Genomic DNA, 4,270 nt, shown 5'->3' with positions numbered 1-4,270 from the left:
GACCCGGGAGGCGGGGGCACGGGGGACGGAGCCGGTCGAGCACCTCGTCGGCGCGCCCGACGACCGGCTCGGGGACCCCGGCGAGGTCGGCGACGTGAACTCCGTACGACCGGTTCGTCGGGCCGTCGCGGACCGTCCGCAGGAACGTCACCTCGCCGTCGCGCTCGTCGACGGCGACGTGGACGTTCGCGACGCGGGGGAGGTGGTCCGCCAGCGCCGTTAGCTCGTGGTAGTGCGTGGCGAAGAGAGTCCGCGCGCGCACCTCGTTATGCAAATACTCCGTCGCGGCCCACGCGATGGAGATCCCGTCGTAGGTGGCGGTCCCGCGGCCGACCTCGTCGAGGATGACGAGGGAGTCGGCGGTCGCCGAGTGGAGGATGTTCGACAGCTCCTGCATCTCGACCATGAACGTCGAGCGCCCCTGCGCCAGCTCGTCGAGCGCGCCGACGCGGGTGTAGATCCCGTCGACGAGCCCGACCGTGGCCGCCCGCGCGGGGACGAACGACCCCGCCTGCGCGAGCAGCTGGATCAGGGCCGCCTGCCGCATGTACGTCGACTTCCCGCTCATGTTCGGCCCGGTGACGATCAGGAAGCCCCGCTCGTCGTCGAGCCGGAGGTCGTTCGGCACGAAGTCCGTCGTCCGCTCGACGACGGGGTGGCGCCCGGCCTCCACGTCGAGCCGGCGCTCGTCCGTTAGCTCCGGGCGCGTCCAGTCGTTGCCGGCGGCGTGGGTCGCGAGCGACGCGAGCGCGTCGACCTCGGCGAGGGCCCGCCCGACGTCCTGCAGCAGCTCGGCGTCGCCGGCGACGCGCTCGCGCAGCTCCTCGAACAGCTCGTACTCCAGCTCGCCGCGGGCCTCCTCCAAGCGGAGCACCTCCCGTTCCCGCTCCGCCAGCTCGTCGGTGACGAACCGCTTGGAGTTCTTCAGCGTCTTGATCTCCCGGTAGTGATCGGGGACCTGATCGGCGACCGACTTGCCGACCTGGATGTAGTAGCCGTCCGTCTTGTTGCGGTCGACCGTGACGTGGCTGAGGCCGTGCCGCCGCTTCTCCCGCTCCGCGAGGGTGTCGAGCCACTCTTTGGCCTCCTCGTGGCTCGCGATCAGCTCGTCGAGCTCGTCGTCGTACCCCTCTCGGAGGAGCCCGCCCTGCGTCTTCGCCTCCGGCGGGTCGTCCGCGAGCGCGTCGGCGAGCTCGCCGTGGAGCGCACGGGCGCGGTCGCGGTCGAGGCCCTCCAGAACCGCCGCGACCGGCGAGTCCGCGAGCGCGGTCCCCTCGACGGCGTCGACCATCGCCGGCACCAGCGCGAGGGTGTCGCGCATCGAGAGGAGTTCGCGTGCGCCCGCGCTCCCGCTCGTCGCCCGCGCTGCGAGCCGTTCGAGGTCGTACGCCTCCCCGAGCGTCTCGCGGAGGCGGTCGCGCGCGAGGGCGGCCGACGCCAGCGCCTCGACCGCGTCGAGCCGGCGGTCCAGCCGCGCCCGGTCCCGGCGCGGTCGGGTGAGCCACTCCCGGAGGAGCCGCCCGCCGGCCGCGGTGACGGTGTGGTCGATCGTCTCGAACAGCGACCCCTCCCCATCGCCGTGCATCGTCTCCGTGAGTTCGAGGTTGCGCTGGGTCGTCGCGTCGACGTCGACGTGGTCGCCGTACGCCGTGAGCCGGGTCATCGACGCGAGCACCCCGGCGCCCGTCTCCTCGACGTAGCCGAGGGTCGCGCCGGCCGCGCGCAGCGCGAGGTCGGAGTCGATCCCGACGCTGTCGGCGGTCTCCCGGCCGAACTGCTCGCGGACCGCGTGCTTCGCCCGCCCCGGCGCGAACGCCTCCGCGTCGAACAGCGACACCGACCCGGAGAGGTCCTCCCTGACCGCGCCGAGCAGCCGGTCGTCGTTGCGGACGCGGGGGCCGGGGAGCACCTCCGCGGGATCGAACCGGTACAGCTCCGCCCGGAGGTCGCTCTCGTCGCCGACCTCGGTGACGAGGAATCGGCCCGTGGTGACGTCGGCGAGGGCGAGCCCGTAGGGGCCGTCAGCTTCGTCGCTCGTCTCCCCCGCGGCCGACGCCCCGCCGCCGTCGCCCTCGCGGACGACCGCCGCGAGGTACCGCGCGTCGTCGTCGGCGGTCTCCAGCAGGGTACCGGGCGTGACGACCCGCGTGATCTCGCGGGCGTGGCCGTCGTCCGTCTGGTACTGGTCGGCGACGGCGACCCGGTAGCCGCGCTCGACGAGCGCCTTCACGTAGGGCGTCAGCTCCGAGAGCGGGACGCCCGCCATCGGGTACGACGAGCCGTGCGAGGACTTCTGTGACACCGTCAGGTCGAGCTCGTCGGCGACCAGCTCCGCGTCGTCCGCGAAGAACTCGTAGAAGTCGCCGCACTGCATCGCGAGGACGTCCGCGTCCGTCTCCGCCTTGAGATCGAGGAACTCCCCGACGATCCCCGTTGCCATATACCCGTACTCCCGCCGTGGGCGGCTAAAACCCTACGGGTGTCGCGCCGAGCGGCGACGCTACCCGACCCGGTTGCGACGCGTCACCGTCCGGTGTATCAGGCCGGAGACGGCGAAGAGCACCGCGAAGAGGACCGCGTACGCGTACCCCGACACGTCGGCGAACGGGACGGTCCCGATCGCCGCGGCCCCGGCGAGCAGCCCGCAGGCGACGCCGAGGCCCACGTAGTACTCGCTCCACAGGATCTCGTTCTCGGAGACGACTTCGAGGTACACCTCCAACTGTCGACTCTGCTCGGTGAGGGAGACGATCCCCCTGTTCGGCTCGTACGCGATGAACCCGTTCTCGGCCAGCTTCGGGAGGTGCGACTGGTGGAGCGCGGTGTAGACGCGCTTCCGCTGTTTGTACGTGACCTCGTTGACCGCGAGTTCGTTCTCCCACGCCGCCAGCTGCTCGGCGATGTCTCTCACGCGAGCGTCGTTCCCGTGCTCTCTCAGATAGGCGATCACGTTCCGCCGTCGGCGGTTGCTCAACGCCGTGAATATCTCGTCGCGCGACGGCCCGGTGCCCTCGCTCGGGGCCGCATCCTTCTGCTTGGTGAGTCGGGATGACATTAATCTCTCGAAGAGTATCTCTGACTGGTGACTGTCACCAACTAACATATCTCTTCCTGTTGGTAACTCGCCTCCGGTTCTGGTCTGGTTCGGTTCGTCCGCCCTTTCGCGACGGGCGGTATGGCGTCCATACATACGACCGATCGGCGCCTCAGTCTAGACATGACGCCCGCTCACGACACCCGTCTCGGTCGCCTCGCCCGGCTTCGCCGCCCGGAGTACACCGGCGAAAACCGCTGTCTCCCCTGTACCGCGGTCAACGTCGCCGTCGCGGTCGCGGTCGCCGCCGCGCTCGCGGTCGTCGGTCGCCCGGGGCTCGCCGCGCTCGCCCTAGCCGCCTCCCTCGCGGCGATCTGGCTCCGCGGCTACCTCGTCCCGGGGACGCCCGAACTCACCAAGCGGTACCTCCCCGAGCGCGTCCTGCGGCTCTTCGGGAAGGGGAGGGCGGCCGCCCCGCCGACCGACGTCGACGCGGAGTCGTACCTGCTGTCGACCGAGGTCCTCGTCGAGACGCCCGACGGGGCCGACCTCGCGTTCGCCCCGTGGTTCGCGTCCACGTGGCGCGCCGCCCTCGACGGGATGCACATCGACGCGAGTGCTGCCGCCGAGGCCGGTGCCGAGGGGGACGACGCTCGCAGCGACTCCGACGTCGACGCGGACCTGGCGGCGCTCGCGTCGCTCGCCGACGTCGACGACGACTCGCTCTCGCTCGACTGGCGCGGCGGGACCGCCTTCGCGTTCGTCGGCGACGAGCGCCTCGGTCACTGGGAGTCCAGCGCCGCGTTCCTCGCCGACGTCGCCGCCGACCGCGTGCTGACCGACCGGCTCGACGACTGGACGGCCCTCCCGCTCGCGACCCGGAGCGGCGTGCTCGGCGCGCTCCGACTGTTCGTCGAGGAGTGCCCCGCCTGCGAGGGCCACGTGAGTCTCGAAGAGCGCGTCGTCCAGTCCTGCTGTACGAGCTACGACGTGATCGCCGGGCGCTGTGCCGCCTGCAACGCGCGGCTGTTCGAGCTGGACCTACCGCCGTCGCTCGCGACCGAATAAGACGTCGTGACCGGTCGCTTCGTGGTGAATTCTGCAGAAGCTCCAGCCGCTCGCTTATAAATAGTTGACGGCGGATCGGCGGTGAACACCTCCAAAGCCCCAGCCGTGAGGGGCACGCACGCTCGCTGCGCTCCTCAGTTAGTCGCTTCGCTCCCTCCTTGCGGTGCT

Annotated in this window: 3 protein-coding genes; 1 reads left to right on the top strand and 2 read right to left on the bottom strand. The window is 71.1% G+C overall.

Annotated features, from left to right (window positions below):
- On the bottom strand, positions 1–2,440 hold a 2,440-nt coding region (mutS, locus tag DJ73_RS10660; protein ID WP_094557932.1), incomplete at its 3' end, for a DNA mismatch repair protein MutS.
- Positions 2,441–2,500: 60 nt separating this feature from the next.
- Entirely contained in the window at positions 2,501–3,055 is a 555-nt protein-coding gene (locus DJ73_RS10655; RefSeq protein WP_094557931.1) for a hypothetical protein, read from the bottom strand.
- Between the two features lie 162 nt (positions 3,056–3,217).
- On the opposite strand from DJ73_RS10655, the gene DJ73_RS10650 reads away from it, so the two are divergent.
- Positions 3,218–4,102, top strand: a complete 885-nt coding sequence (locus DJ73_RS10650; RefSeq protein WP_094557930.1) for a hypothetical protein — start codon at positions 3,218–3,220, stop codon at positions 4,100–4,102.
- Positions 4,103–4,270: the final 168 nt, after the last annotated feature.

It is taken from the genome of Halorubrum sp. Ea1 (genome assembly GCF_002252965.1).
Lineage (GTDB): Archaea > Halobacteriota > Halobacteria > Halobacteriales > Haloferacaceae > Halorubrum.
Note: the sequence above shows the minus strand (reverse complement) of the source record. Positions and strands in the feature narration are given on the sequence as shown.